The sequence below is a fragment of the Spiroplasma endosymbiont of Aleiodes alternator genome, from assembly GCF_964031135.1.
In the GTDB taxonomy this organism is placed as follows: Bacteria; Bacillota_I; Bacilli_A; order Mycoplasmatales; family VBWQ01; genus Spiroplasma_E.
Genome location: NZ_OZ035008.1, coordinates 353,223 through 378,080 on the forward strand (window position 1 = coordinate 353,223; position 24,858 = coordinate 378,080).

Below are 24,858 nucleotides of genomic sequence, written 5' to 3' on the forward strand. Positions count from 1 at the left end.
AAATAATGAAATTGTTCAACAAATTAGACATTTACTTTATAAGCAATTTTTAAATGAAATTAAAAATAATGAAGAGCTTATAAAAAAAGAATCTAAACATACAACTATCATTAGAACACCATTTTTAGAATTTGTAAGAACTATTACAAATCAAAAACAAGAAAATATTATAGAAGAAGTACAAGATAAATATTGAATTTTTAAAAGGTTTATATGAAAGATTTTTCATGGTTTAATATTTTTTATTGCGTGGGGTGCTACATCTCCTATTGCTAAAATAATTATCACACCGATAATTAGTACATTTGTTGTGTCAAGTGCTATTATGGGTTGATTACCTTTTACTATTACTGGTATTGTTGCTGGTATTTGTTACAAAATTTTATGTGAATGTGCTAAAAAATTAAGAACAGTAATGTTTTCAAATGTAAAAGACAAGTATCAACTTGAATTAGAACAGAAAATACAAGAACTTGAAAATAGATCAAATAATTTAGAAGAAGAAGTTCAATTTTTAAAAGACATATCTTTAAATTCAAAAGAAGCAATAGAAAAAAGAATTTTAAATTGTTTGCAACAAACTAGAGAAAAAAATGAACCAAAAACTTTTAAAACTTTAAAAAAAGAATTAAATTGAAAGTTTAAAAGAAATAAGTTTTCAAAAAAATATTACCAATCAATTAATCAATGAAACGAAAAATGACAAGAAAATATTGCATTGAGGCTTTTATGTAATCTGTGTATCTTTGTTTTACAAAGTACTAGTTTAGATTAATTCTATCTTCAGATTTTATCATAAAATGAGCAATTGCTGTATTTCAATTTTGAATGGGCATTGTTCATTTTTTTGTTATATTTTCAATTGCTAAATAAAATATTTTAAAAACTGCCATATCATTAGGAAAAACTTTTTTATTTCTGATAACTTTTCGTAATTGACTATTTACAGATTCAATAGCATTTGTTGTATAAATCACTCTTTTAATTTCTGCAGGATAACTAATAAAAACAATTAAATTATCTCAATTTTTATATCAAGATTTAGCAATTTGAGGATATTGTTTATTTCACTTATTTTCAAAGGATTCTAAAGCCTGCATTGCTTGTTCTTCACTACATGCAGTATAAATTGGTTTTAAATCTGCAACTAGAGATTTTCTATGCTTATATGAGACATATTTCAAACTATTTCTAATTTGATGAACTATGCATAATTGATGTTCTGTTTTAAGATAAACTGATTGTATTGCTTCTGACATGCCTGTTAAATTATCACTGCAGGCAATAAGAATATCATTTAAGCCACGATTTTTCATTTCTGTTAAATTTGCTAATCAAAATTTAGCACCTTCATTTTCACTAATTCATAAACCTAAAACATCTTTTTTACCTTCTAAATCAACTCCTAAAGCTATATAAACTGATTTATTAATAATCCTTTTATCTTGTCGTACTTTCACTATTATGCAATCAAAATAAACAATCGGATAGACACTTTCTAATGGTCGATTTTGCCATGCTTTTACATCATCAATAACATCATCAGTAATTTGACTAATAACACTTTCACTAATATCAGCACCATGATATAACTCTTGTAATTGGATTCTAATATCTGATAATGTCATACCTTTTGCATATAAAGAAAGAACTTGTTGATCAAAACCTTCAAATCTTCTTTGTCTTTTTGCAACTATTACAGGATTAAAATTACTATTGCGATCTCGTGGTACATCAATCTCAATTTTACCTTGTTGAGTTATTAATTTTTTTGAACTTATACCATTACGAGCATTGTCACTATTACTATGTTGATTCTTATCATATCCTAAATAATTTTGCATCTCAGAATTCAACATTTTTTCTACTAATCTTTTTGTTAATTCTTTATACAATCCTCCCTCTTTAAAAACTGTTGTTAAATCTTCAGTATTTTCTAATAATAAATCTACTGCTTTTGATATTGGATCATTATTATTAATATTTTGCTTTTTAGCCATCTGTAACTCACTCTTTCTAGTCATTTAATTATATTTACTAGAATTAATTAAACATAGTTATTTTTGTAAGTTACACAGATTACTAAACATTACCATTGCACATTTTCAAAATATGAACTTGTCAAGAAAAGTGGACAATAAAAGTAACCTTTTATTAAATTTTATAAAATAGCGTTTGTAAGTGTTAAATTTATAGGTATGAAGTAATTATTTGTTAGTTTGGAATGAGCTAATCGATATTCGATTGGACTCATTACTTTTAATTTTATTTGAGGTCGATAATTATTATAAAAGTAAATATATTTAGGTAAGTTGTCTTGTATTCATTCAATAGTTCTATTTTTTCTTGGAATTTGATATAGAAATTCTGTTTTCATTGTTACAAATCAAGTTTCAGTAGCACCATTATCACAGGAATTACCTCTTCTAGACATTGAAATTTTTATTTTTAATTCATCACATAAAATTTTATAAGAAGGATTTGTATAGTGAAATCCTTGATCTGATTGTAAAATTCATGAAGTAGGTTTTTGAGCATTAACTCAAGCTTGGATAATGTTTTGGACAACAAATGTCATGTCTAAACTTGCACTTATTTTATAATCTAATATTTCATTATTATGAAAATCTTTAACAATTGATAAATAATATGTTTTACCATTAGTTAATAAATAAGTTATATCAGTACCTAATTTTTCGGGACTTTCCTAAAAACTGTGTTTTTTAAATAAATTTTAGTTGTAAAATCACTAAGTTACACAGATTACTGGAAAGTCCCAATTTTTCATTTAAATTAGTAGTTGAAAAATCACGTTTTAATAAATTATCATATCTTAAACTTCCTGATTTAGTTCTATAATCAAATTTTTTTATGCGAACCTTAGCTTTTAAACTCATATTTTTCATATATCTATATACAATATGAAATTTTAATTTTAAATTATAAATTTTGTTAATTCATAAAGTTATCATTTTATAACCATAAATTTCTTGAAATTCATAAAAAATATTTTTAATTATATTAGCTAAAAATGTATCTCATTTATTAAATTCATTCATTCCATTCTTAATTCACTTATAATATCCTGATTTTGAAACATTTAATAATCAACATAAATAACTAATCTGATATTTTTTCTTCAATGAGAAAATCACAAAATATTTCTTCTTTTTTGTCGATTTTTCTAAATACTTTTTTATATCGTTCATTGCCTCAATATATTCAATTAATTCTTGTTTTGTCATTTCATTAAAATTTAAAGATTTGGGTCGACCTGTTCTTTTGGTTTTTTTAGCACGAATTCCATTGCCATATTCTAAACCTTTTTCACCTAATAATTTATATGCTTTAATTCATTCTTTTATTGATGATCGACCAATACCATACTCTAATGCGGTTTTATCAATTGTTTTAATTTTACTTATTTTTATTATTTTTAACTTTTCTTCTTTTGATAGTCATTTAGCCATAAAAAAATGAACACCTTCCTTAAAGTATTTTTAACACAAAGGTTACAATTCTGTGTCTACTTTATTCTAGATGTTCATACTTGTGCAGCCGGAGGGGTTGCTATTCTTGGTACTCCTACTATTATTGGTTTAGTTGCTGGTGGAGCTGCTGTTGGTGCCATTAGTGGGCCTATCGATGGTGGTTTTGAAATAACTCAAATGTTAGCAAAAAAAGATGATGAAAAACAAGAAGAGCAAAAACTAGATTTTGAAGGTTCAAAAAAAATTATAAATTCAAATTTAGAAAATTCATATTCTTCAACAAGTTTATACAATTCTAATACATCAATAATGTAAAAAGTAATTTATTAAAACACATCAATTTCTTCTTTACTAAAAAAATAAAATATATTTTTTAAATTTATTACTTTATTTTAAAGTAATAAATTTTATTTTAATTTTATAGTAGAAAAATGAAAAAAATATTCTTTTTATTACACATTTTTACACTAATAATTTTATATTTATTTTATTTATTAAAAATAAAATAAATAATTGTTTTTTTTAAAAAATATTATATAATTTTATTTGTATTATTTAACTTAAAGTTTAGTATAAATAAACAAAAGGAGAAAATAATCAATATGAAAATTGGAAGAAAGTTAAAAACTTTAAGATTGAAACACAATTTAACTATGGAAGAGTTAGGGAAACGTTGTGATTTATCAAAGGGATTTATTAGTCAGTTAGAGCATGATGTTTCTTCACCTAGTATTGAAACACTAAAAAGTATTTTAGATATTTTTGATTGTCGATTATCAACTTTTTTTGCTGGTGAAGTTAAAGAAAAAATAGTTTTTAAATCACAAGATGTTACTGTTAGTGATGAAGAAGATTATCAAATAAAATGAATTATTCCTAATGCTCAAAAATTAACATTAGAACCAGTAATTTTAACTTTAAAACCATTTGGTAATTCAAATAAAATTCCGCCATTTCAAGGTCAGATCTTTGGATATGTATTAAGTGGAACAGTATTTGTTCATTATGGTGCAACTAGAGTAAAAGCAGTAGCTAATGAAGCATTTTATATTAAAGGTAATGAAAAACATTATTTAGAAAATCCCAATAATTCAATTGCAACTATTTTATGAGTTTCAAATCCACCAATTTTTTAAACCATTTAAAGGAGGAAATTATGAGTGTAAATATTTTAGAATTACGTAATATTACCAAAGAATATGATGGTAAAGTTATTTTAAAAGGAATTAGTTTAAATATTCATGAAGGTGAATTTCTTACCATTCTTGGTCCTAGTGGTTGTGGTAAAACAACATTATTAAGGATTATTGCTGGTTTTGAACAACCAAACAATGGTCAATTATTGTTTAAAGGTAAGGATTTAACTAAAATTCCAATTCATAAAAGAGAAATAAATACTATTTTTCAAAATTATGCTTTATTTCCACATTTAAATGTTTTTGATAATATTGCTTATGGTTTAAAGTTAAGAAAAATTGATCGTGAAAAAATCAAAAAAGAAGTTAAAAAAGCTTTAGATTTGGTTAAATTAAATGGTATGGAAGATAAAGATGTTAATGATTTATCTGGTGGTCAAAAACAAAGAGTAGCAGTAGCTAGAGCATTAGTTCTTAATCCTAAAATTTTATTATTAGATGAACCTTTTGCTGCTTTGGATTTGAAATTACGTCAACAAATGCAAGTAGAATTAAAAAAAATTCAAGAAGAAATTAATATTACTTTTATCTTTATTACTCATGATCAAGAAGAAGCATTTATTATGTCAGATCGGGTAGTTGTTTTAAATCAAGGTCAAATTCAACAAATTGGGACACCACAAGATATTTACAATGAGCCTGAAAATAAATGAACATCACAGTTTGTTGGTAGCTCGAATGTTATTGAAAATGGTGTATTTGTTAATGATTATTGTGTTCGTTTTGACGGTAAAAAATTTGCATGCTCTGATACTGGTTTTGGTGAACAAGAACGTAATATTGATATTGTTATTCGACCAGAAGATATTGATTTAGTTAATGCAGGTAGTGGTTTTTTTGATGGAACTATTAAAACTATTGCTTTTAAAGGATTATTATGAGAAATTGAAATTATTGCTAATAAACGCAAATGGATAGTTCATACTACTGATAATTTTGAAGTAGGTAACCGTGTTGGTTTAAAATGAAATGTTGAAGATATTCATGTTATGTGAAAGGAAATTGAAGAGTAAAATGAAAAATTTGTTTAAACGTAATATTAAAACACAAATTTTAAAATAACAAGATATGTTAGTTAATAATTCAAATCCAGAAAAAATTATTGATAATCAAAATAAAAAAAAGTATAGATTTAAAAAATGGTTTAAACTTAAAAAAAATAATGTTTCTTTACAAGAAGTAGCAAAAAATAAATCGAAAATGAAACGAGTAAAAAAGAAAAAAGCATTGTTATGTTGAAAAAAAACAAACCAAAAAATAAGTTTTATTAAAAATAAAATCAAAGATAAATCAGTAAATTTTGGTTTTAAATCATGAGTTACGCTTGCTTATCCATATTTATTGGTGATGGTAATTTTAATTGTATTGCCATTATTAATTGTAATTTTATATTCAATTATTAAAGCAACTAATAATGCTTGAATATTTCGTTTTACATTTAGTAATTTTAATGATTTTTTTAAAGAAAATAGTTATGTTATGGTTTTATTACGTTCAATTGGTTATTCATTTGTTGCCACTTTAATTGCTGTTATTTTTGGTTATCCCATTGCTTATATTATGGCTTTTATGTCAACAAAAATTGCTTCAAAAAATATTTGAGTTTTAGTTACTTTACCAATTTGAATTAACATTTTATTACGTACAATTGGATTACAAATTATTTTTAGTATTTTAGGTCCTAATGTTTTATTAGGAACTCCAATTGGTATTATTTTAGCAATGGTTTATATGTTTATGCCTTTCGTTATTTTACCAATTTATAATTCTTTAGAAAAAACAGATCGCAATTTATTAGAAGCAAGTCAAGATTTAGGAGCTTCTAAGATGAAAACATTTTGAAAAGTTACCTTTCGTTTTTCAGTGCCTGGTATTGTTTCTGGTTTTACTTTAATGATGTTAAGTGCTATGACTTCACTAGTAGTAGTTAAATATATTGGTGAAGGAAAAACTATTTTAATTGCAAATATTATTGAATCATATTTTTATCGTGGTGCTAATTTTGCTTATGGTGCTGCTATTTCTGTTATTTTAGGTATTATTGTTTTAATTATTATTTTTACTTTAAAAGCGATTGGTAGTTGAGCTACTGGTAAAAAAATAGGAGGTATTAATTAATGAGATCTTTTTTTAAAAATAGTTATTTAGCTATTATCTTTTTATTATTTTATACTCCAATTTTAGTTTTAATGATATTCTCTTTTAATGGTGGCGATTCAGTTCGTAGTTGAAATTCTTGATCATTGCAACCTTATTACGATTTATTTCAACAAAGTGAACTTTGAGAATCGGTTAGTGTAACATTAATTGTTGCTTTTATTTCTACTTTTGTTGCTGTTATTATTGGTACGTTTGCTGCTTTGGGTTTAAGTAAAACAAAAAAAATAACACGTAATATTACTTTAGGGATTACTAATATTCCTTTAGTTAATGCTGATATTGTTACTGCTGTTTCTTTAATGTTATTATTTATGGCATTTGGTTTTAGTTTTGGTCTTGGAACATTAATTTTCGCTCATATTTCTTTTAATATTCCTTATGTTATTATTACTATTTTACCAAAAATTAGATCAATAAATATGTCACAATTAGAAGCAAGTCAAGATTTAGGTGCGACACCTTGATATACGTTACGCAAAATTGTATTACCAACAATTAAACCAGCAATTATTGCTGGAGCAGCTATTGCGTTTGCTATGAGTTTTGATGATTTTTTAATTTCTTATTTTACTGGCGGTAATACTTCTAACGTTTCAACTTTTATTTATTCTTTAAAACGAATTAAGCCTTATATTAATGCTTTTTCAACAATAATTATTTTATTAATTGCAGTACTTATTATTTCTTGAAATACTTATGTTCTTTGCAAAAAACAAATTAAACAACGTAATGAAAAAATTGATAAAGGTATTTATCATGATAAAAAAATTATTAAAACTGAGAAGTTGTTAACTAAATATTATTTACAATTAAATGGTTTTAACTATAAAAAGGTTAAGAGTAAAGGTAGAAAACGTAAATCATTATATAGTGATGGTAATTTTGAAATTGTAACTGAGCAAGATATTATTAAAATTCAGGATTATATTAAAAATCACCCGAAACTTATTAATCAAATTTCTAAACTTGAAGCAAAACTTGAGATGGAATCAATTTGAATTGAACATATAAAGAATAAGATTAAAAAAAAGAAAGAGTTAAAAGAAGAACACTCAAAATCAAGAAGAGAGAAATATCGTTTTTTACTATGACCGTGAAAATTAATTATGATTAGTATCATCTTATTATCAAGTTTTATTAGTTTGGGTGCTTTCTACATTTATACTAATGTTTATGATTTATCAATTGCTAATTGAGGCGAATATATGAATCCCAATATTTTAAAAGAATTTGAAAATAAATATCAAATTAAAATAAAATATTCAACTTTTGATGATAATGAATCATTGTATGCTAAATTGTATACTACTAGTTATGATGTAATGGTTCCTAGTGATTATATGGTGGCAAAATTAGCAAGTGAAGATAGACTTTTTCCAATTGCATCAAAAAATTCTGTAGGTGATATTGAGTATGATAGTAGAATTGATTTTAATCCCAAAGAAGATATTAATCATGATTTATATGAATTAATGAATAATTATCGAGTTGAAAATAGTGATGGAATTTTAAATGAATTTGGTTTAAATAGTTATAGTATTCCTTATTTTTGAGGTGATGTTGTATTAGTAATTAATACTACTAATACAAATAATCTTAGTGATCTTGGTATTAAAGCTGATGGTTCAAATGTTCAATGAAGTGTTTTAACAGATGCTGCAAAATTAGGTAAACGTATCGTTTTAAATGATGATATGCATAACTTATTTATGACTGCGCTTACTGATTTACACTATAAAAATAAATGAGGAGAAAATAACGGTTCAGGTCAATATAATCAAGTAGGAAATGAATTTAGTGATAATATTAATGCTCATAGTCCAATTGAAATTAAAGATGCAAGTGACTGGTTAGAACCAGTTATCAAAAATAAAAATACAAAATTATTAAATGATGATATTGTTGATGAAATTAGTAATGAAAATAAGTGGGATGTAGCAATGATGTATAACGGTGATTTATTATCTGCAATTGCTGATAATCCTGATTCTTATAATGGTAAGTACCTTGTTGTTAGACCATATATGGGGACTAATGTTTGAAATGATGATATGGTAATTAGTAAAGATTCTCCTCATAAAGATTTAGCTTTTAAATTTATTAATTATATAATGCAAAAACAAACACAAGTTGATTTAAGTAGTGAATTTGGTTATACCTCACCTTTACAAGCAGCCATGGATGAAGTTAGTACTAATTTTTCAGCAGAAATTTGAAAGCATGTATATATTCCAAAAAATGGACAATTACCCGATCCATTAGATCCAAGTAAGCATCATGAAGGATATTTTAACGGTTTATATACTCGTAGTTTTGACCCACAAATGCAAACTGCTTATAATAGATTATTAGCACGTTAATAAAATAAATTGTAATATTAAGTTTAAAAAAATATAAAAAAATATTGTAACTTATAGTATAATTTAATACGAAAGGGGTTAATTCATTGTGGCACGTCGTAAAAAGTGAGAAAAAGAAGACAAAGAAAAAATATGAAACTATTCTATTCAAAAAATGGAGAAATATTTTAAAGGATTATCTGAATTTTGAACATTGAATGTGCAAGCTCCTTGTCCGTGGTGTTGTTTGCCAATGATAAAAGGTGCTTATCAAGGTGAACAACCAACTTCAGCATTTGCTTGAAATATTGATCACATTGATGGTGATCCAAATAATAATAGTTTAGAAAATTTACAACCAATGCATGTTGAATGTAATATTAAAAAAAATTAATCATAATTTAAAAATTCAATGACTATTTAATTTAATCATTGAATTTTTAATTTAATTTTTATCTTAATTAAGAAAAATTATTTTGAAAATTATTTTACTATTAGTGTTCTTTTTAATTAAAAATATTCAATCTTTTTTTAAAAAGAATATTGTCTTTTTTTATAATAAGTGTAATATTATTTTTAAGGACAGAGTATTTCTTTCCTTATAATTTTAATAGGTGTATAGCAAAGTTTATATAATTATTAAAATTATTAATATTAAAATATAAAAACTAAATTTAATTGGTTTACTTTAAACCTTAGTTTTATTTTATTAAAACTAAGGTTTAAACTATTTTAATATTTTTTCCTATTTTAATATTTTAGTTAAAAATAGCAAGTTAAAGCGTTAAGCTATATTTTTCACTTTAGATTATTTTAAAAATAATGCTAGGAAAGGATTGTTAAAATGAAATATAAAATAAATAGTAATAGCCCGAGTAAAGATATGATTAATCAGGATAAACATAAAAAAATAAAAACAGGATCTAATTCAATATATACAATTAATGTTAAAAAAAATAAGAAGAAAAGAATCTTATTATTTTCGTTGTATTTATTAGCATTTGGTTCTACAACAGTTACTACGATATTACTCTTACATACTACTGCTGCTTTCAATAATTCTGAATTTAATCCGAATTCTAATAATAAATTATGAGATGATTATTATCAAAAGCATCATCGTAACTCTAAACCTATTAGTTTAAATTCTACTATTGCTTATTTTAGTAAATCAACAAATATTGTTAATTTTAATGTTATTGAAAATGCTGCTGATAATGGTAATATTGATTTTACAAATGTTTTAAGTAGTATTGATAATAATTTACAAAAAACTGATCCTAAAATTGAAAGTGATATTGATAATGATAATTCAACTTTATTACCAATTAATTTTTTCTTAAATGCTAATTATAATCCAGCAGTTAAGTTTACTGTTGGTAAGGATAAAAAGCCGATAACTAATACTTCTTTTACTTTGCCAAAAAACTTTAATGATTCTAAAAGTTATGTTTTAAATTTAACAACTAATGATCAAGCATCAATTTTTGGTATTGAAAATACTAACGTTAATATCGAAATTAATATTAATATTATAAATCAAGTTGCAATTAATATTGCTAGTTTACCAGTTAACTTTCCTGATAATATTATTAATATTACTAATCCTGAAAATGCTACTATTGATTCAATAAAAGATAAATTATTAATTCCAACAATTCAAGATCAATTTGAAACAACTTTAAGTAAAGCATTAAATGTACCCAAAAAAGAAATTAAACATAATTATTACGAAATTGAATTTCAAAATAGTTCAGAACCAAAAAATTTTACTACATCTATTCCTGTTCAATTTTCAATTACGTCTTTAGATAATAATCCTTGAAACTTTACAGGAAAAAAAGATAATTGCACTATAAATGTTAAAAATGATATTGCTGATTTAAGTAGTATGAAAAAATTAACTAATGAAATTGAAGCACAATATAATAATGATAAAGATAATAAAAACTTTCAAATTACTTTAGATAATCAAAAAGATAAAAATGGTAATTTTATTAATGCCGATAGTAAATTATCAGAAGAAGATGTTAAATTTGTTAATAGTCAAATTATTGAGAGTGTAAAGAAGATTTTTCAATCTTATTTCCAAAAAAATTATTCATATCTTAATATTAAAGATAGTGATTATACAATATCAATAAATTTAAATGTTGGTAATAATATTTTTAATAATAAATTAGGTAAAAATATTGAAATAACAATAAAAGCTGCTGATAATAGTTATAAATTAGATGGTTCTTTAAGTGCTAAAGCTATTGTTTATGGTCATAATAAAAATAATATTACTGGTAATTATCCTTCACCAAAAGATTTTGCATTAAAAGGTATTTGATTAAAAGATGGTCAAGATGCAAATATTTTACAAGAAGGTCAACATTTTTATGAACAAGATAATTTATTAGGTAATTGAATTACTAATAAAGATAGTTTATTAAATACAATTAATAACAATTCTTATCGTTCAGTTGAGAATGCATTTACTGGACAGTTCACTATGAATTATTTATTAGATGGTGACACAAAACCAAGTGGTATGTCAGTTGATATTAGTAAAGATATTAAAGGTGGTAAGGTAAATAATTTCTGAGATTTAATTACTAAAACAAAAAGTATTTTTCTAGAAACCGATGTTGCAGTAACAACAAAATCGGGTTGAGAGTTAAATAATGTAAAACTAGTATTTACTGACAGCGAAACACAACCAACTAAAGATAATACACTTTATACTCTTGATTTATCAGAAAGGTTTGCTGGCAAAACTATTAGTGATCGTGCTACTTTAACATTCCCTGATTTTAATTTTAATTTTAATTACAAGTTAGTAAGTTAAAAAAAGGAAAAACTAATATGAAACAATTATTAATCATTTTAAGTACATTAACAACATTAACTTTAACAAGTAGTAGTATTATTAATATTATTGATGATACTAATACTACCATTAATAAATTATTAGCAAATAAATCATCAATAAGTGATTCTGTAACTTCATTATTTAATAATCAATATGGCTATTTAAATGATAGTGATATAATAACTAATCAATCAATAATAGATCATAAAAATTATAGTTATGATACTAGTCATGCTAATTATTTATTAAATGATGGTAAGACATCAGCACGAACATTATTTATTGTTAATGATAAAGGTGAATTAGTTTATAAAAAAGATGCTATAATACCAGCAAAAGATAAAGTTGATGTTAATAATACTAAACAAGAAATGATTAGTCATAAAAAAATTGATAGTATTAATAATATTTATAATCCATATAGTAAAAGTGAATATTCTAACAAATATTTTAGTGGTGATAATACTGATTGACAATATATTCAATTTGGTGGAGTTGAAAAACATATTGATATTTCCCAACAAGTAGCTGCTGATAAAGTTGAACATAGTAGTAGTTTAAGTGAAACATTAGGTTTATATTATATTGCAAAAGCAGCATATCAAAATAAAATTACTAAAGTAGTGGCTGTTAATTTAGGAACATATTTTATGAGTCAAACAATTATTAAAGATAATTTTAATAAAGATTTAACTAGTAAAATTATTAATTTAATTAGTAGTAATAATAATATTTTTAATTTTATATATAGTTCACCAATGAACATAAATGATAAAAATTATTCAATCAATTATATTTTTGATAGTAATAATAATATAATCTCTATTTATTATACAAAATGAAATAATGATAATCTTGTTTCAAATATCAATGTTAAAACTTATGAAAGTTATAGTGGAAATAATGATTATGGTATGTGATATTATGGACCTAAAACTGTTATTAGTAATTTTACGCAAGATGGTAAGATTGCTAGCTGAAAAGATTTTATTACTATATATCCAACATTAACTTTTGATGATAATTCATTTTTTTCTGTTTATTGTCAATATGGTAAGGAACAATATAGTGGTTCAAAATTAAGCATTGATACTTCTAAAATTGATACTAGTTACAATTTTAATCATAACTTTTGATCAGTAAGTGTTAATCATGATGGAGGAATATTTGGGGCTCATGTTGAAATAAAAGCTGATGCACAAATTTGACATGATGATCATAATATTTATATTAGTTATAGATGATATGAATATTCTAAATTTGCAACGGAAGGTGCTTTTTTCTCAACTACACTAAATCAATCATCTTTTATTAACATTATGAAATAAAATTTATAAAATGTTATATTTATTATTATAGATTAATGAGATATTTTAATTTATAAAAAATATTATTTTAGGATACTAAAAATAGAAAGGAAAAATACAATGAAACAATTATTAATTACTTTAAGTACATTAACAACATTAACTTTGGCAAGTAATAGTATTATTAATACTATTGATGCTACTAATAGTACCATTAATAAATTATTAGCAAATAAATCATCAATAAGTGATTCTGTAACTTCATTATTTAATAATCAATATGGCTATTTAAATGATAGTGATATAATAACTAATCAATCAATAACTGATCATAAGTTTTATAGTTATGACACATCAGCTTTAAAAAGTTATACTTTTGCTAATGCAAGAGATGTTTTTTTAGTAAATAATGAAGGAATTTTAATTTATAATCCTGATGTTATTATTCCTGCTGATCAAAAATTAAATATTGAAAATACGATGCAAGAAATGATTAGTCATAAAAAAATAACTACAGTTAAAGCAAATTACAATTCTTATAGTAATAGTCAGTATTCATCTACTGATTTTAGTGGTGATAATACTGATTGACAATATTTGCAATTTGGTGGAGTTGAAAAACATATTGATATTTCACAACAAGTAGGTGCTGATAAAGTTGAATATAGGAATAGTTTAAGCGAAACATCAGGTTTATATTATATTGCTAAAGCAGTAATTGAAAATAAGATTAGTCAGTCAGTTGCTATTAATTTGGGAATATATTTTATAGCACAAAGTAGTTTAAAAGGAAAAATTAATAATGAATTAATTACTAAAATTATTGATTTAATTATTAATAATAAATACGTTTATAATTTTATGTTAAATATGCCATTTTCAAATGATGATACAAGTTATGTCATTAGTTATATTTTTGATCATAATAATAATATTATTGAGTTAAATTATAATCATTATAGTTACGAAAAAAGTAATACAAGTAATTTTGAAACTCATGTTAGTCCTGGTCCTTTTGCTTCAGTTGATTATACAGGTGATATTTATATTAATTATCAGGATTTATATTATTTAATTAATAATCAAAATAATTGAGATGTAATTTATAAGTATTTTATTAATGGAAACTTATTTGATTATAGTAATATGGAGCATGAAATTGGTGATAATTGAACTTTTAAAAATTTTTGAAATTCTATATTTAAAGATAATTTAACAAAATTTTTAAATAATGTGGGTATTAATGGAATAATAATTCATATTGACTGTTATGGTACAGATATATGACATCCTTCTTTAATTAATAGATTTTATATTAAAAGTATTTCTCAATGAAATTAAGTACTTACATAATAAATTTAGTTTTTAAAATAAGCATTTTATTAATCTTCTTAAATAAAATTAATAAAGTGTTATATTTAGTATAGATTAGTCAGATATTTTTTATAAAATAATTTTTAGTAAACTTAAAACGAAATATAACGGGACTTTCCAGCAATCTGTGTAACTTAGTGATTTTACAACTAAAATTTATTTAAAAAACACAGTTTTTAGGAAAGTCCCAATATACATGAAACAATTACTAATAACATTAAGTACATTAACAACATTAACTTTAACAAGTAGTAGTAGTATTAATACTATTGATGTTACTAACACTACTGTTAATAAACTATTAACAAATAAATCATCAATAAATGATACTTTATCTTCAGTGTTGAATAATCAATATGGTTATTTAAGTAGTAGTGATTGAATTACTAATCAAATAGATAATAACTATTATAGTTATGATACTAGTCATGCTAATTATTTATTAAGTGATGGTAAGACATCAGCACGAACATTATTTACTGTTGATAATAAAGGTGAATTAGTTTATAAAAAGAATGCTGTAATACCACCAAAAGATAAAGTCGAAGTTGATGCTACTAAACAAGAAATGATTACTCATAAAAAAATTACCACAGTTAAAGATAAATATAATCCATATAGTAAAAGTGAATATTCTCACATATATTTTAGTGGTGATAATACTGATTGACAATATATTCAATTTGGTGGCGTTGAAAAACATATTGATATTTCACAACAAGCAGGTGCTGATAAAGTTGAACATAGTAGTAGTTTAAGTGAAACATTAGGTTTATATTATATTGCAAAAGCAGCAAAAAATAATTTAATTGATAATACTATTGCTAATAAAATAGGTCAATATTTTATGACACAAAGTAGTTTAAAAGGGCAAATTAATGATAATTTAATTAATATTATTATTAATTTAATTAGTAGCAATAATAATATTTTTAATTTTATATATAGTGCACCAATGAACGTAAATGATAAAAATTATTCAATTAATTATATTTTTGATAAAGATAATAATTTAATTGAAGTTTATTATACTGAATTTGATAAATCAAATATAGAAAATAACTTAAATTATAAATGAAATGACTCATATAATTGATTTAGTTCAAATTATAGTGATTATTCTAATACATATACAATAGTAAAATGAACTGACTATGCAAGTGATTGAAATACTTTTACTAATAAATATCCAACTTTTAATTTTGATGCTAATTCATATTTAAAAGTTTCAACGGGAAGTGGTAAAGAAGACTATAAATCTCTAAATTCTCAAGTCACAACAACAAATATAAAAACTAATCAACAAAAAGATATTGATAATTCAATTTTTCAAGTCAATATTAGTACGTGACCACCATATGATCCAAATTACCCAGGAGGTGTAGGAACTGCCATTGATATTTATTTAGAATTTTGACATGATGATAATAATATTTATTGAAAATGACATATAATGACAGCTACTTTTTTAGGATCAACTTCATATTCTGATATTAAATTAAATAATATAACATTTAATAATATTATGAATTAAATAAATATGTTTTTTTCAAATTAATTATTTATTATTAAATTTAATTATGATTTTAAAAATGGTAAAAAGTAAAAGAAGGTATTGTAAATGAAACAGTTTTTATTAACTCTAAGTACAGTAACAACATTAACAATAGCAAGTAATACAATGTTTAATAGTATGATGATAGTAGTTCAAAAAAACAATATTGCTAGTAAAAAGAAAATACTACCTGTCATTCCAATAAATCAAAATAAATCATTATTTAATAATCAATATGGTTATTTAAATAATGATGATTGAATTAGTAATCAATCAATAATAGACAATAAATATTATAGTTATAATACTAATCATGCTGATTATTTATTAAGTGATGGTAAGACATTAGCACGAACATTATTTATTATTGATAATAAAGGTGAATTAATTTACAAAAAAGATGCTATGATACCAGACAAAGATAAAGTTGACGTTAATAATACTAAACAAGAAATGATATTTCATCGTAAAGTTGCTACTATTAATAATCCAACTAACAGTTATAGTGGTAGCCAATATGATATTAATTATTTTGCTGGTGACGGTATTAATTGAAAATATGTTCAACAAAGTGAAGTGGAAACTCATATTGATATTTCACAACAAGAAAATGCTAATAATGTTGAAAATAATAATAGTTTAAGTGAAGGTTTAGGGCTATATTATATTGCTAAGGCAGTAAGAGAATCAGATGATTCTTTTAAAGAACAAGATGCTGATATTTTAGCACACTATTTTATTACTCAAAGTAGTCTAAACGGTAGTTTAAGTGATGTTTTAATTGACAAAATTATTCATTTATTGATTACAAATGATAATGCTTATGATTATATAACTAATGTTCCGTTTTTAACTAATGATAATAGTAAGTATACAATTAATTACATTTTTGATGAGTTTAACAATATCATTCAAATTTATTACAGTTATTATGATAAAGCTTTTGATCTTTCAACTTTGTCATTAATAATTCCACAACAAGTAATATCAGTAAAAACACCAGAAGCAACTCCAATTACTGATATAAAAGCTAATTTAGTTAGTAAAATTCAAACAGAATTTAAACAAAAATTAAGTCAACAATTAAAAATTAATTCAGAAGACATTAATGATAAATATTACAATATTTTTATTAAAGATAATAAAGAAAATCAAGATTTTACTAATGCAGTAAATATTGAATACAAAATAACTAGTTCTTGAAAAAATGCTAATCAATTAAATTTTGCAGGTACTTATCAAGGACAAGTTAGTGTAATTAATAAGTGCGTTGATTTAAGTAATGAAACAGATTTAAAAAATATTATTGAAAATGCTTACTATCATCAAAATGATAAATCTAAATGATTAAATGTTGATGTTGATAATACTATTGATAATAAAAATGTTGACACTAAATTAACACAAACTACTTTAGATTTAATTAATACTAATATTAGTACTACTATTAAAGTTATTGTTCAAAATTATTTTAAAACTCATGATACTGAACTTATTATTGATGAAACAGATTATGATGTAACAACTACTTTAGCGGTGGGTGATAATATTTTTAATAATAAATTAGGTAAAGATTTTACAATTAGCATTAAAGATAACGGTTCTACTTATAAATTAAAAAATAGTTTAGATAATATTAACGTTACTATTCATGGTCATAATAAAAAAAGTATTGCTGGTAATTTTTCAAGAACACCTTTTGATTTGGATGGTATTTGGTTAAAAGATGGTAAAGATACAAACGTTTTACAGGAAGGTCAACATTTTTATGAACAAAACAAATTATTAGATAAATGAATTTCTAATAAAGATAGTTTATTAAATACAATTGTTAATAATTCTTATTATCCAATTGCTGATAGTTTTGGTGGAAACTTTATTATTAATTATATATTAGATGGTAAAAATAAAGGTAGTATAACAGCTGATATTAGTAAAGATATTACTAGCGATAAGGTAACTAATTTTTGAGATTTAATTACTAAAACAAAAAGTATTTTTTTAGAAACTGATGTTTCAGTAAGTTCAGATTGAGCTTTAAAAAATGTAAAATTGATATTTACTAATGATGAAATACAACCAACCAAAGATAATACACTTTATATTTTTGATTTATCAGACAGATTTAAAGGTGAAACTGTTAGTGAACGCGCTACTTTAACATTCCCTGATTTTAATTTTAATTACCAATTAATGAGTTAATAAAGAAAAGAAAATATAAAATGAAACAATTATTAATAACTTTAAGTACATTAACAACATTAACTTTAACAAGTAATACTATTAATAATAGTATTAATGATAATACTGTTATTAGCAGTAGATTAAAAAAAGAGGCTTTTATGTAATCTGTGTATCTTTGTTTTACAAAGTACTAGTTTAGATTAATTCTATCTTCAAATTTTATCATAAAATGAGCAATTGCTGTATTTCAATTTTGAATGGGCATTGTTCATTTTTTTGTTATATTTTCAATTGCTAAATAAAATATTTTAAAAACTGCCATATCATTAGGAAAAACTTTTTTATTTCTGATAACTTTTCGTAATTGACTATTTACAGATTCAATAGCATTTGTTGTATAAATCACTCTTTTAATTTCTGCAGGATAACTAATAAAAACAATTAAATTATCTCAATTTTTATATCAAGATTTAGCAATTTGAGGATATTGTTTATTTCACTTATTTTCAAAGGATTCTAAAGCCTGCATTGCTTGTTCTTCACTACATGCAGTATAAATTGGTTTTAAATCTGCAACTAGAGATTTTCTATGCTTATATGAGACATATTTCAAACTATTTCTAATTTGATGAACTATGCATAATTGATGTTCTGTTTTAAGATAAACTGATTGTATTGCTTCTGACATGCCTGTTAAATTATCACTGCAGGCAATAAGAATATCATTTAAGCCACGATTTTTCATTTCTGTTAAATTTGCTAATCAAAATTTAGCACCTTCATTTTCACTAATTCATAAACCTAAAACATCTTTTTTACCTTCTAAATCAACTCCTAAAGCTATATAAACTCATTTATTAATAATCCTTTTATCTTGTCGTACTTTCACTATTATGCAATCAAAATAAACAATCGGATAGACACTTTCTAATGGTCGATTTTGCCATGCTTTTACATCATCAATAACATCATCAGTTTGACGGGACTTTCCAGCAATCTGTGTAACTTAGTGATTTTACAACTAAAATTTATTTAAAAAACACAGTTTTTAGGAAAGTCCCAATATTCTGCAATTAATTTTTAATATGCTTAATTGTTACTTAGCCCTATTTAACAATTCACTTAACCAAATACAAAAATTATCCACGATTGCGATTTTTTAACTTTAATGATTGCATACAAATTTGTTTTTTAAGTTGTTGAATTTCTGTTTCTAAAACTTGTATTTTTGTTTCTAATTCTTTGTTATTAATTTCTAAATTTTTAATTTTTATATATGGATTTTGTTCTAAAGTAAAACTAACAAATTAAGAAATTAATTCTTGTTGTTCACTAACAGATAATTTATAAGCTTTTGCTTCATTTGATTTATTCTTGTTTGAATAATCTATTCAATGACCAATTAAATACTTACTTTCTACTCGCTCAATACCAGTTGAATAAAAATATGTTTTTCTATTATTTATAAAAATCTTTAATGGTTTTTCTTTTGATTTATTATCTTTATTAGATGTGCCTAATCATAATAAAGATTTAGTATACTTAAATCATAATAAAATTGCCGATCTACCATTTTCATGATCTAATTCATTGGAACGATGTAAATTATATACATGCATATTTTTAAAAAATAATTCTTTCATTTTTTATCCTTTTCATTTTAAAATATTTAACAATTTACCATAAATATGACATATAATTGATTTTTTATACTATAATGGTATAATTTTAATGTACGTTAAGTATCATTTTTCACCGCAAGTGTAAAGTTTGATACTTTTTTTATTATTTTATGATAAGATATATTAAGATTTATATTTATTTATAAATCATTCAATTTTATTAAAAAATTCCTAGCAGGATTGATTTTAAATGAATATTTCATATAATTTTTATGTTAAAAAAATTTTTTATGCTTGTTATGTTAAAAATGTTGTTTTACCTATTGATATTTTAAAAAATCAAAGAAATAAATTAGGTATAAAAAATATTGGTAATGTTACTAAGTTAAGAAATAATAATGTTCGTACTAAATGTAAATTAGTTCAAAAAGCATTACATAATTTTTATAATGCAAGAATTTTAAGTTTTTTAACTTTGACTTATCATAAAAATGAAACTGATATTAAAAAAGCAAAACATGATTTGCAATTATTTTTTAAACGTTTAAAACGTTGATGAAATGACCCTAAACGTTCTAAACATTTAGGTGAATTAAGATATTTTTATGTTTATGAATATCAAAAACGTGGAGCAGTTCATTTTCATATATTATTTAATCGTAAAATACCTTATAGTATGATAACTACATGATGACCGCATGTTGGTAATAATAAAGGTATTGATTTAAAAGTTGTACACAAAGGCACAAATGAATTTGTAGTTAAATATTTAAGTAAATATGTAACAAAAGTACAAGAAAATATTAAGTCTTTAAATCAAAAAGATGTTGGTGTTCAAGCATATTTATTTAAGTAATTATTTAAATAAATAATAGTTATATCTTTTTTAATTTGTTCATTACTATAAAGTAAATACATATGTAAAAAAGAAGCTCTTTCATCTAATAATTTATTATTTTTTGTTATTTTTTTTAATTTAAAATTCATAAACATTATTTATTCTCCTTATTTAAATAATATCAACCCATTAATAAACTATCTGCTTGGTCATGGTCTTTAATTTCTATATTTCATTTATATTTTTCTTGTAATGATTTAGCAAACATTAAACTAAAATCTTTATCTCATTTATTAATTTTTGAATAACTTGAATATATTGGTAATAGTAATTCTTGTTGTTCTTTATATCATTTTTTTCATTCACTTGGACTAATTAACATATTTTTTGTTAATAATTTATTAAATTGACCAGCAATAAAACCACGTAAATGTTCTTGTGTTTCATAACCAATACCATTTTTACTATGAAAAGTACCACGTTCAATAATTATATTCATATTATCAAAATCTCCAATTTCACCAATCATAAATAATTCAAATATTATTTGTTCATCAAATGTTGGATTCATATTTTTAAATTTTTCAAAACTATAACTTTTAATTCATGTTGGTGTTCATAGTTTTAATTCAATACAATTATTATTTTCACAATCTATTACATGACATCTTTTTTCTCATAAAGTAAATCCAGTATTTTTAATACTTGGGTCAATTGAAAGTAAATAATTAGTCATTATCAAATTCACCTCTTTCAATTCTTACAATTCAGTTTTCTAACTCATAAAGTTTGTATGAATCTTGTTTTAGTACATCATTTAAAAAATCCATTCTTTTTTTTATAGAAGCAATTAATTTTTCTTTATTCATTTTTAAATACCAAATTATCTAATTTATTAATATTTTCTTCTAATTGTTGAAAATTTGTATTATTTTCAATTACATTATTAGTATTTGGATTATCAATATATATTTTTTCATTTTCAGTAATAATTGCTTGGTCACTTTCATATGCAATTTGCATTTCAGTACTCATAATTCCCCATTTTCTTAATAATTGAGTTAATACAGTCTTTAATGCCATACTATCAAAATCACTAACAATAAATTCTTTATTTTTTGCATAAGTTTTTGAATATTTCAAAAAATGTTTTTCAATTTGTTCTTTTGACATATATAAAGTTTTTTCAAAACCATTTACTAATTGAAAATATGCTACATAACCAATAATAGGTTGTTTCAATCTTTCTAAATCATCTTGTATTCAATTAAATTCAATTCCCTTAAGTCTATTTATTTTTTTAATTTCTGTTAATCTAACATCACTTACATTAATTTCTTTATATTGTTGTGAACGTAATGCTAATTGAATATAACCTTTATATCCCATTTGAAATTGAGCATTATTTACATTAGTATTACTATCTCAATAAGGTACAATATAACAATAACCAAAATTCTTTTCTAAAGGTAAATTTAATAATACTGCTTGATAACAACTATTAATAATTGTTTCTGGATATGCTTTATCTAAACCATATTGATTTGAAATTGCTAATACATTACTTTTAAATTTTTGAATTTCTAAATTATTAATAATACCTTTTTGTCTAATAAATTTTTCTACATTACCATTATTAATATTTTTAACTAATAATTCATTTGCCATTTTATTTTAATTCCTTTCATGTTCAAATTGCTTTTTCTCATTCAATTAATAATTCATTTGTTATTTCTACTTTTATTAATTCAATTTCATTTTCTTTAACTCAACATATAAAATGTATATTTGATAATTCATAATTATTATTTTTTAATAATCAATAATATGCTATTATTTGTAATTTTGATTTTTCTAATAATTCTTTTGAAAAAACTTTATAAGTTTTAAAATCTATTATTATATTTAAATTATTTTCTTTATAAATTAAATCTGGTGTTCCAGCAACAATATCATAATTAAATATTTTTTCACTAATATATTCATTATTTTTAATAAATTTAGTTGGTAAATAATCTAATAATGTATAACAATAATTTAAATAATTTTGTGAAAATAAATCTTTAATATAATTTTTAATTTGATTAGTTATATTTTTAATATTTATATTTTTAAAATATAATTCTGCTACTTTATGAACACAATTACCACGAATTCTTGCATTATTAATATTAAAACAATATTTACATTTATTACATTTACAATTTGAATTACCTAAATAATAATTTAGTATTTTACTTACTGATATTAATTCTTTATTTTTAATAAAATATTGATGTGTTTCTTTTTTAAAAATTAAATTATTTTTTTGATTATTTAATTGCATTTTTTATTAAATCCCTTACAAAATTATTAATAGTAATTTCTTTTTTTACACAAAGTTTTTTTAATTCATAATGGTCACTTTTAGTAAGTCTAATAATAATTTGTTTAGTTATTAAATCTTCTGGTTTCTTTTTTGGAGCTGCTACCATTTTTATTCATCTCCTTTAACCTTTAATAATTTTTTTATAATCAATAATTGCTTGTTCTAATTTATTTACATTTTCAAAGTTAAAATAATCATTACTAATGTTTAATTCATAATCATCATCAATTCTAACGTCTAAACTATTTTCATATTTACTATTAAATTCTTCTTGTAATTCTTCAAATTTTTCTATTAATTTTCTTGCATTTTCTAATTCTAATCTATTCATTATTTTTACACTCCTTTAAAATTTTCTAATTGTAATTCATTAATATAATGTTCTTCTAAGTAATCTCAATTATCACTTGTTAAATACATATCTTCTTCAATCATGTCATCAATACATTTATTACAATAATATGTATTTTCTAATTCAGAAAATCATATATATTTTTCATTATGTATATTACATTTCATCATTATCACTCATTAATTTATAAAAACATTTATTACAAGTTCTATTTGCAAATGATGAATTTTTATTACATATATCACATGAACCAAATATTTTTTCAATTTCTTCATATTTTAAATATATTCTTTTATCTTCTTTTAAATTCAACATAATTATTTACTCTCTTTCTATAATTTTTAATATTTCTTGTATTTCAATATATTTTTGATTTTTAAGTAATTTTTCAATTTTTGGGACTTTCCTAAAAACTGTGTTTTTTAAATAAATTTTAGTTGTAAAATCACTAAGTTACACAGATTGCTGGAAAGTCCCCTATTTCATTAAGTAACATATTAATTTCCTTTAATACTTTAAATAAAATATTTTTTCATTATGAGTATTTATATCTTTCATTGGCATAACAATATAATTTATTGCTAAATCATTATCATAATATGGATTATTTATTTTAAAACTTTTCATATCTTGTTCTCATATAATGTTATATTTAAAACATTCTTGATTTTTATCATTTGTAAAAATATAATAACCATTATATTGTTCATAAAATTCACAAGATATTAATTCATTTTCATTTGTAGTAATATCTGAAATATTTTTAATATATTTTAAAATATCACTACCTTTAATACTTTCAATATCTTTTGTAATTGATTTTTTACCTAATTTATAATTAAAATCTTCAATTATTTTTAATGTTATTTTTTTATTATTTTGATTAATAATAGTATCTTTAATAGGAAATCATGTTTCATATTCATCAATTTCTAATAACATACCTTTAGTTGTTTCTCTAACTTTATTTTTAATATCTAAATTAACATTAATCATTATGAATCCTTTCTACGTATAAGCCTTTTATCACCTACAGTGATAAAAGGCTTATATACTACTAACTAAATACTTCTACTACTCTACGTAAGGCTTATGCTACTGTAAGTAGCAAAGCCTTGGAGGGTAGGGGTTCTAGGGGGAGGGAACCAAAAAATATCAAGTTGTAAAAGAGCAACACAAAAATTACTATTGGTTAATTCCAGCACAATAGCCTAA

27 protein-coding genes and 1 pseudogene are annotated in these 24,858 nt (G+C 22.6%); 14 read left to right on the top strand and 14 right to left on the bottom strand.

Annotation, left to right across the window (positions count from 1 at the left end; genetic code table 4):
- Positions 1-310 precede the first annotated feature (310 nt).
- The gene (locus tag ACQH20_RS02105) at positions 311-775 is read left to right on the top strand and encodes a hypothetical protein (RefSeq protein WP_425377348.1); all 465 of its coding nucleotides are present in this window, start codon (positions 311-313) and stop codon (positions 773-775) included.
- On the opposite strand, the gene ACQH20_RS02110 is transcribed toward ACQH20_RS02105, so the two are convergent.
- From ACQH20_RS02110 to ACQH20_RS02120, 3 genes are all read right to left on the bottom strand, one after another.
- A complete protein-coding gene (locus ACQH20_RS02110; RefSeq protein WP_425377566.1) occupies positions 762-2,000 on the bottom strand; it encodes an IS256 family transposase in 1,239 nt (412 codons plus the stop codon). The two genes, ACQH20_RS02105 and ACQH20_RS02110, sit on opposite strands and share 14 nt — an antisense overlap.
- Positions 2,001-2,161: 161 nt before the next feature.
- Positions 2,162-2,578 carry a transposase gene (locus tag ACQH20_RS02115; protein WP_425377349.1) on the bottom strand — a complete coding sequence of 139 codons (417 nt, stop codon included), beginning with the start codon at positions 2,576-2,578 and terminating at the stop codon, positions 2,162-2,164.
- 145 nt (positions 2,579-2,723) lie between these two features.
- On the bottom strand, positions 2,724-3,470 hold the full coding sequence (locus tag ACQH20_RS02120) for an IS3 family transposase (protein ID WP_425377350.1): 747 nt from the start codon (positions 3,468-3,470) through the stop codon (positions 2,724-2,726).
- Between the two features lie 6 nt (positions 3,471-3,476).
- Between ACQH20_RS02120 and ACQH20_RS02125 the strand changes: the two genes are divergently transcribed.
- The 12 genes from ACQH20_RS02125 (at position 3,477) to ACQH20_RS02180 (ending at position 18,627) form a co-directional block, all read left to right on the top strand.
- Positions 3,477-3,806: a hypothetical protein gene (locus ACQH20_RS02125; protein ID WP_425377351.1), complete on the top strand. Its 330-nt coding sequence runs from the start codon at positions 3,477-3,479 to the stop codon at positions 3,804-3,806.
- A 287-nt stretch (positions 3,807-4,093) separates the two neighbouring features.
- On the top strand, positions 4,094-4,627 hold the full coding sequence (locus ACQH20_RS02130; protein ID WP_425377352.1) for a helix-turn-helix domain-containing protein: 534 nt from the start codon (positions 4,094-4,096) through the stop codon (positions 4,625-4,627).
- A gap of 20 nt (positions 4,628-4,647) precedes the next feature.
- Positions 4,648-5,700 (top strand): spermidine/putrescine ABC transporter ATP-binding protein, encoded by a 1,053-nt coding sequence (potA, locus tag ACQH20_RS02135; protein ID WP_425377353.1) that lies wholly within the window; start codon positions 4,648-4,650, stop codon positions 5,698-5,700.
- A 55-nt stretch (positions 5,701-5,755) separates the two neighbouring features.
- Positions 5,756-6,805, top strand: coding sequence for a spermidine/putrescine ABC transporter permease (gene potB, locus ACQH20_RS02140; protein ID WP_425377354.1), 1,050 nt, complete (start codon positions 5,756-5,758; stop codon positions 6,803-6,805).
- Positions 6,805-9,207, top strand: a complete 2,403-nt coding sequence (locus tag ACQH20_RS02145) for an extracellular solute-binding protein (protein WP_425377355.1) — start codon at positions 6,805-6,807, stop codon at positions 9,205-9,207. The genes potB and ACQH20_RS02145 overlap by 1 nt, the downstream gene beginning before the upstream one ends.
- 88 nt (positions 9,208-9,295) lie before the next feature.
- Entirely contained in the window at positions 9,296-9,580 is a 285-nt protein-coding gene (locus ACQH20_RS02150; RefSeq protein WP_252319983.1) for an HNH endonuclease signature motif containing protein, read from the top strand.
- Between the two features lie 450 nt (positions 9,581-10,030).
- Positions 10,031-12,019, top strand: coding sequence for a hypothetical protein (locus ACQH20_RS02155; RefSeq protein ID WP_425377356.1), 1,989 nt, complete (start codon positions 10,031-10,033; stop codon positions 12,017-12,019).
- 17 nt (positions 12,020-12,036) lie between these two features.
- Positions 12,037-13,371, top strand: a complete 1,335-nt coding sequence (locus tag ACQH20_RS02160; RefSeq protein ID WP_425377357.1) for a hypothetical protein — start codon at positions 12,037-12,039, stop codon at positions 13,369-13,371.
- A gap of 99 nt (positions 13,372-13,470) precedes the next feature.
- Entirely contained in the window at positions 13,471-14,691 is a 1,221-nt protein-coding gene (locus ACQH20_RS02165) for a hypothetical protein (protein WP_425377358.1), read from the top strand.
- Between the two features lie 229 nt (positions 14,692-14,920).
- Entirely contained in the window at positions 14,921-16,258 is a 1,338-nt protein-coding gene (locus ACQH20_RS02170) for a hypothetical protein (RefSeq protein ID WP_425377359.1), read from the top strand.
- An 87-nt stretch (positions 16,259-16,345) separates the two neighbouring features.
- The gene (locus ACQH20_RS02175) at positions 16,346-18,481 is read left to right on the top strand and encodes a hypothetical protein (protein WP_425377360.1); all 2,136 of its coding nucleotides are present in this window, start codon (positions 16,346-16,348) and stop codon (positions 18,479-18,481) included.
- 20 nt (positions 18,482-18,501) lie between these two features.
- A complete protein-coding gene (locus ACQH20_RS02180) occupies positions 18,502-18,627 on the top strand; it encodes a hypothetical protein (protein ID WP_425377361.1) in 126 nt (41 codons plus the stop codon).
- Positions 18,628-18,653: 26 nt separating this feature from the next.
- On the opposite strand, the pseudogene ACQH20_RS02185 reads toward ACQH20_RS02180, so the two are convergent.
- A pseudogene (locus tag ACQH20_RS02185) lies at positions 18,654-19,448 on the bottom strand (IS256 family transposase); the annotation flags it as partial.
- A 322-nt stretch (positions 19,449-19,770) separates the two neighbouring features.
- Positions 19,771-20,106, bottom strand: a complete 336-nt coding sequence (locus ACQH20_RS02190) for a hypothetical protein (protein WP_425377362.1) — start codon at positions 20,104-20,106, stop codon at positions 19,771-19,773.
- A gap of 229 nt (positions 20,107-20,335) precedes the next feature.
- Here ACQH20_RS02190 and ACQH20_RS02195 point away from each other — a divergent pair, with 229 nt between their 5' ends.
- Positions 20,336-20,941 (top strand): rolling circle replication-associated protein, encoded by a 606-nt coding sequence (locus ACQH20_RS02195; protein ID WP_425377363.1) that lies wholly within the window; start codon positions 20,336-20,338, stop codon positions 20,939-20,941.
- 136 nt (positions 20,942-21,077) lie between these two features.
- Here ACQH20_RS02195 and ACQH20_RS02200 read toward each other — a convergent pair whose 3' ends face one another.
- From ACQH20_RS02200 to ACQH20_RS02240, 9 genes are all read right to left on the bottom strand, one after another.
- Entirely contained in the window at positions 21,078-21,659 is a 582-nt protein-coding gene (locus ACQH20_RS02200; RefSeq protein WP_425377364.1) for a hypothetical protein, read from the bottom strand.
- Complete coding sequence (locus tag ACQH20_RS02205; protein ID WP_425377365.1) at positions 21,652-21,792, bottom strand: hypothetical protein; 141 nt, start codon at positions 21,790-21,792, stop codon at positions 21,652-21,654. The genes ACQH20_RS02200 and ACQH20_RS02205 overlap by 8 nt, the downstream gene beginning before the upstream one ends.
- Positions 21,785-22,591 carry a recombinase RecT gene (locus ACQH20_RS02210; protein WP_425377366.1) on the bottom strand — a complete coding sequence of 269 codons (807 nt, stop codon included), beginning with the start codon at positions 22,589-22,591 and terminating at the stop codon, positions 21,785-21,787. The genes ACQH20_RS02205 and ACQH20_RS02210 overlap by 8 nt, the downstream gene beginning before the upstream one ends.
- Position 22,592: 1 nt before the next feature.
- Positions 22,593-23,249: a PD-(D/E)XK nuclease family protein gene (locus tag ACQH20_RS02215; protein WP_425377367.1), complete on the bottom strand. Its 657-nt coding sequence runs from the start codon at positions 23,247-23,249 to the stop codon at positions 22,593-22,595.
- Positions 23,236-23,397 carry a hypothetical protein gene (locus tag ACQH20_RS02220; protein ID WP_338974207.1) on the bottom strand — a complete coding sequence of 54 codons (162 nt, stop codon included), beginning with the start codon at positions 23,395-23,397 and terminating at the stop codon, positions 23,236-23,238. Before ACQH20_RS02220 ends, ACQH20_RS02215 begins: the two co-directional genes overlap by 14 nt.
- 15 nt (positions 23,398-23,412) lie before the next feature.
- Positions 23,413-23,622: a hypothetical protein gene (locus ACQH20_RS02225; RefSeq protein WP_425377368.1), complete on the bottom strand. Its 210-nt coding sequence runs from the start codon at positions 23,620-23,622 to the stop codon at positions 23,413-23,415.
- Between the two features lie 5 nt (positions 23,623-23,627).
- Positions 23,628-23,810 (bottom strand): hypothetical protein, encoded by a 183-nt coding sequence (locus ACQH20_RS02230; protein WP_425377369.1) that lies wholly within the window; start codon positions 23,808-23,810, stop codon positions 23,628-23,630.
- Positions 23,800-23,958, bottom strand: a complete 159-nt coding sequence (locus ACQH20_RS02235; protein ID WP_425377370.1) for a hypothetical protein — start codon at positions 23,956-23,958, stop codon at positions 23,800-23,802. Before ACQH20_RS02235 ends, ACQH20_RS02230 begins: the two co-directional genes overlap by 11 nt.
- 192 nt (positions 23,959-24,150) lie before the next feature.
- Positions 24,151-24,639: a hypothetical protein gene (locus ACQH20_RS02240; RefSeq protein WP_425377371.1), complete on the bottom strand. Its 489-nt coding sequence runs from the start codon at positions 24,637-24,639 to the stop codon at positions 24,151-24,153.
- Positions 24,640-24,858: the final 219 nt, after the last annotated feature.